Raw genomic sequence first — 4,888 nt, forward strand, 5'->3', positions numbered from 1 at the left:
GCGGCCCGGATCTTCCGCAAGCCGTATGGCGGTCGCCGCCCCCCGGTTGCCCTGCTCGGCCATGACTTTCAGACGTATGGGGCGGGATGAGACGACGGCAAGTTCCGACATTGCGAGGACACCGTTCAAAACGGTGAGAGCAATGACGATGAATATTTCAGTTAACAAGAGAAGCTCTTTAGCTGGGACAATATCCTGCGCACGAAACAGTTCACCGCTTCGAAGGCCATGCCGCTGCAAAACGGCGGGCAATCCTGGAAACGATGTTTCGCGCACAGTTCAGAAAACCGGAGCCGGTTTTCGGAGCTATGCACCTTCACTCGGGCCCGATCATAGGGGGGCAACCCGGCCAATGCAATGCTTGGAACAAAAAGCGGAAGGAATGTTTGGGAGATAATGCCTCAAGCCGGTGAAACCCGACGGCACAGCCGGTTCGCGGACGCCGTGAAAGGAGGATGCCACGGCCTCACGAAACTCGAAAAAGAAGAAAGCGCGATCCACGGCAACCGATGGAGATTTACGATCCTGGGCGCCTACAAACGTAGGTGGGCACCGTGTGTCCAAGCCCACGGGCCTGGTCAGGGACAGCTCCCTTTGGATCGAGTATGGCCCCAGGGATTGTGGTTCCTGTCGAGAGGCGCAGACCGCGTTCGCAATATAAGGGCGAAGCTTGATTTGCGCCAGTGGCGCCTATTGATTTTTCCTCATGGCCGGATCAATTGACCGTTGCGGCAACACGGCCGTTGAGCTTGGCCGTCAGCCCGTTGAGCCGCACGGCGAGGTCGCTGAGCGCCAGCGCCACGGCCTCGTCGCTGCGCTGCTGCACTTCCAGGGCGCCGTCGCGATTGGACGCGAGCGAAGCGATCTCGCCTTCCAGCGCCGCGATCTTGCGCGTCATTTCCGAAAGCTCGTCCATGATCATGATGCCGGCCATCACCGTGATGCGCAGATCGCCGATTTCTCCGAACTGCCCCTTGAGATGACCCACATAGCTGTCGAAGCGATCGGCGAGTTCGGCCAGGTGATTCTCCTGCCCCTCCTCGCAGGCCATGCGATAGGCCTTGCCGTCGATCGTCACCGTAACCTGGGCCATCCCATATCCTCGTTTAACGATCCAGCACGGCGCGGATCGTCTCCATCGCCGTCACCAACCGCCGGGAAACCTCCCGGTTGACCTCTTCCAGACGGTTCGCCCTGAATTGCGACTGGTCGAGTTCCTGTGCGAGCCTTGCCCGGTCGGCATGCACCCGCTTTACCTCGCCCTCGACATCGCTGTTCATGCGCTGTCGCTCGATGCGCATATCGACGGCGTTCTCCAGGCCCCCGATTGCTGCCTTGAGTTCCGAAATCGCCTGCTCCACCGTCTTTTCCGCGGGCATCCACTTTTTTCCGCTGCTGGCACCGAGGGCTGGCCGAATCGTGAAGCCGCCCTTTCCGACATGACGCGAGACTAGTCCCCGTCACGAAACCGGTCAACAAACCCGCGGTTAAGTGCCTGTCCTACCTGTGGATCACCGCTTTTTTCGAAGTATTGCAAGCACTCGCCATGCCTGCTCATAATTCAAGCAGGCTGCGGGATTGTTGGCCAAGAGGCCCTTTTCCGGGGCGCAGTTTTATTGACTTGCGCGTTGCACCTGCTAAGGATCACCCGCTTTCATACGGTCCTCTCCCAGACCGTGATCGACACCGGAAAAACGGATTAGCCATGACCTCTCGCGACAAACATAACCGGATGGCGAATGCGATCCGATTCCTTGCCATGGATGCTGTGGAAAAGGCCAATTCCGGCCATCCCGGCCTTCCGATGGGCGCGGCCGACATCGCGACGGTTCTCTTCACGCGCTACCTGAAATTCGACCCGAAGAACCCGCTCTGGCCCGATCGCGACCGCTTCGTTCTGTCCGCCGGCCACGGCTCGATGCTGCTCTATTCTCTCCTCTACCTCACCGGCTACGAGGATATGACGATCGAGGATCTGAAGCAGTTCCGCCAGCTCGGTTCGAAGACCGCCGGCCATCCGGAATACGGCCACGCCTCGGGCATCGAGACCACCACGGGTCCGCTCGGCCAGGGCATTGCCAACGCCGTCGGCATGGCGATCGCCGAGCGCAAGCTCGAAACCGAATTCGGCAGCGATCTGCAGAGCCACCATACCTATGCGCTGTGCGGCGACGGCTGCCTCATGGAAGGCATCAGCCAGGAGGCGATCACGCTCGCCGGCCACCTGAAGCTCAACAAGCTCGTCCTCTTCTGGGACAACAACTCCATCACCATCGACGGCGCCGTTTCGCTGGCCGACTCGACCGACCAGGTCGCCCGCTTCAAGGCCGCCAACTGGAACACGATCGCCATCGACGGCCACGACATCGACCAGATCGCGGCCGCGATCGAAGAGGCGCAGAAATCGGATCGCCCGACCTTCATCGCCTGCAAGACCGTCATCGGCTTCGGCGCTCCGAACAAGGCCGGCACCCACAAGGTCCACGGCGCGCCGCTCGGTGCGGAAGAAATCGCCGCCACCCGCAAGGCGCTGAACTGGGAGGCGGAAGCCTTCACCGTTCCCGCCGACGTGCTGGATGCCTGGCGCCTCGCCGGTCTGCGCTCCACCAAGGCCCGCAAGGAATGGGAAGAGCGCCTTGCCGCCACCGCCCCGGAGAAGAAGGCGGAATTCGTGCGGCGCTTCGCCGGCGACCTGCCGGGCGGCTTCGACAGCGCCATTGACGCCTTCAAGAAGAAGGTCGCCGAGAACAACCCGACGGTCGCCACCCGCAAGGCGTCCGAGGACACGCTCGAGATCATCAACAGCATCGTCACCGAGACGATCGGCGGATCGGCGGATCTGACGCCGTCCAACAACACCAAGACCAGCCAGATGAAGTCGATCACCCCGACCGATTTCACCGGCCGCTACGTGCATTGGGGCATCCGCGAGCATGCCATGGCCGCCGCCATGAACGGCATCGCGCTTCACGGCGGCCTCATCCCCTATTCCGGCGGCTTCCTAATCTTCTCCGATTACTGCCGTCCCTCGGTTCGCCTCGCCGCACTCATGGGCATCCGCGTCGTCCACGTCTGGACGCATGATTCCATCGGCGTCGGCGAAGACGGCCCGACCCACCAGCCGGTCGAGCATCTGGCGGCACTCCGCGCCATCCCCAACCTGCTCCTCTTCCGCCCGGCCGACGAGACCGAAACGGCGGAATGCTGGCAGCTCGCGCTGAAGGAGAAGCACCGCCCGTCCGGCCTGGCTCTCACCCGCCAGAACCTGACGCCGGCGCGCAAGGAATACGAAGAGAAGAACCTCTGCGCCTATGGCGCCTACGAGCTGATTTCGGCAAGCGATGCCAAGGTTTCGATCTTCGCTTCCGGCTCGGAAGTCGAGATCGCCATCAAGGCTCAGGGCGTGCTGGAGCAGAAGGGCATCCCGACGCGCGTCGTCTCCGTGCCCTGCGTCGAGCTCTTCGCCGAACAATCGGAAGATTATATCGAGGCGATCATCGGCCATGCGCCGGTCAAGATTGCCGTAGAGGCTGCCGTCCGTGAGGGCTGGGACCACATCATCGGCTCCGACGGCGTCTTCATCGGCATGAAGTCCTTCGGCGCCTCCGGCCCCGCCAAGGAGCTGTTCAAGCACTTCGGCATCACCGCGGAAGCGGTTGTCGCCGCTGCTGAACAGCGTCTCGGCTGACGCAACAACGTGAAGATTTGAGAACAAGCGGGAGTTTGTGAAATGACTGTGAAAGTGAGCATCAACGGCTTCGGCCGCATCGGCCGCAACATCCTGCGCGCCATCGTCGAATCCGGCCGCACCGACATCGTAGTGGTGTCCATCAACGATCTCGGCCCCGTCGAGACCAATGCTCACCTGCTGCGCTACGACTCCATCCACGGTCGTTTCCCGGCCGAGGTGAAGGTCGAGGGCGACACCATCACCATCAACAACGGCAGGCCGATCAAGGTCACCGCGATCAAGGACCCGGCAACCCTGCCGCACAGGGAACTCGGCGTCGATATCGCGATGGAATGCACGGGCATCTTCACCGCGCGTGAAAAGGCCGCAGCACACCTGACCGCCGGCGCCAAGCGCGTCCTCGTCTCGGCCCCGGCCGAAGGCGCTGACCTGACGGTCGTCTATGGCGTCAACCATGACCAGCTCACCAGCGAGCACATGGTCATCTCCAATGCGTCCTGCACCACGAACTGCCTGGTTCCGGTCGTGAAGGTTCTTGACGACGCAGTGGGCATCGACCACGGCTTCATGACCACGATCCACTCCTACACGAACGATCAGCCCTCGCTCGACCAGATGCACAAGGATCTGTACCGCGCCCGCGCTGCCGCTCTGTCGATGATCCCGACCTCCACCGGCGCCGCCAAGGCCGTCGGCCTCGTCCTGCCGCACCTCAAGGGCAAGCTCGACGGCACGTCGATCCGCGTTCCGACCCCGAACGTCTCGGTCGTCGACTTCAAGTTCGTCGCCAAGAAGGCAACCACGGTCCAGGAAATCAACGAGACCATCAAGGCCGCCGCCAACGGCAAGCTGAAGGGCGTCCTCGGCTACACGGAAGAGCCGCTCGTCTCCCGCGACTTCAACCACGACAACCACTCCTCGATCTTCGCGATCGACCAGACCAAGGTCATGGAAGGCAACTTCGTGCGTATCCTCACCTGGTACGACAACGAATGGGGCTTCTCCAACCGCATGAACGACACCGCGGTCGCTTTCGCGAAGCTGATCTGATCCTTCCTATCGATTGCCCCTCATCCGCCTGCCGGCACCTTCTCCCCGTTCTGACGGGGAGAAGGACATACGCCTCGATGGTCCGCCATATCCGCAACGTCGAGTGTGGCACGTCCCCTCTCCCCGCAAGCGGGGAGAGGGTTAGGG

Annotated in this window: 5 protein-coding genes and 1 other RNA gene; 2 read left to right on the plus strand and 4 right to left on the minus strand. The window is 62.1% G+C overall.

The genetic code is table 11. The features are described 5' to 3' along the window. The 4 genes from ACE04I_RS19255 to ACE04I_RS19270 form a co-directional block, all read right to left on the minus strand. Positions 1-168: CNNM domain-containing protein (locus tag ACE04I_RS19255; protein ID WP_487207541.1), on the minus strand; the 168-nt coding region annotated here is incomplete at its 3' end. Between the two features lie 322 nt (positions 169-490). After that, a non-coding RNA gene (gene ssrS / locus ACE04I_RS19260) (6S RNA) lies at positions 491-649 on the minus strand. Between the two features lie 66 nt (positions 650-715). After that, a complete protein-coding gene (locus ACE04I_RS19265) occupies positions 716-1,093 on the minus strand; it encodes a cell division protein ZapA (RefSeq protein WP_046794607.1) in 378 nt (125 codons plus the stop codon). Between the two features lie 13 nt (positions 1,094-1,106). Further along, a complete protein-coding gene (locus ACE04I_RS19270) occupies positions 1,107-1,379 on the minus strand; it encodes a DUF4164 domain-containing protein (RefSeq protein WP_046794608.1) in 273 nt (90 codons plus the stop codon). Between the two features lie 326 nt (positions 1,380-1,705). Here ACE04I_RS19270 and tkt point away from each other — a divergent pair, with 326 nt between their 5' ends. Both tkt and gap read left to right on the plus strand, forming a co-directional pair. Next, complete coding sequence (gene tkt / locus ACE04I_RS19275) at positions 1,706-3,688, plus strand: transketolase (protein WP_046794609.1); 1,983 nt, start codon at positions 1,706-1,708, stop codon at positions 3,686-3,688. A 42-nt stretch (positions 3,689-3,730) separates the two neighbouring features. Beyond that, positions 3,731-4,741 carry a type I glyceraldehyde-3-phosphate dehydrogenase gene (gene gap, locus ACE04I_RS19280; protein ID WP_046794610.1) on the plus strand — a complete coding sequence of 337 codons (1,011 nt, stop codon included), beginning with the start codon at positions 3,731-3,733 and terminating at the stop codon, positions 4,739-4,741. The last annotated feature ends 147 nt before the right edge of the window (positions 4,742-4,888 follow it).

It is taken from the genome of Rhizobium moroccans (assembly GCF_057559155.1).